This is a genomic window from Fructilactobacillus sp. X2R1C3 (assembly GCF_059901425.1).
The window spans coordinates 1-274 of sequence record NZ_JBWXUW010000012.1 but is presented as its reverse complement, the minus strand read 5'-3'; the positions used below and the strand labels follow the sequence as shown (position 1 = coordinate 274).

At 52.6% G+C, this 274-nt stretch carries 1 pseudogene; it reads right to left on the bottom strand.

The annotated features are described in order from the left end of the window. Positions 1-274, bottom strand: a pseudogene (locus AC6UDD_RS06955) (aspartate carbamoyltransferase); the annotation flags it as partial.

Sequence of the window (274 nt, the reverse complement as noted above, 5' to 3'; positions counted from 1 at the left end):
CCTTGAAGGTGCCAAATTCCTGGTAGATGGTCATCATGTCAAGAAGTGATTGGGATGGGTGCTGGCCGCTTCCGTCACCACCGTTAACGACGCTGATTTTCAGGTTGTCGTCCAGTAGTTGTCGGTAGTACTCGTTTTCGGGATGCCGAATGACCGCGATGTCAACGCCAATCGCCTGAAGCGTTTTGATGGTGTCGGAGAGGGTCTCACCCTTGGTGACCGAACTAGTATCAGCGTTAAACTGAAGGACCTGGATTCCGAGTCTGCGTTCTGC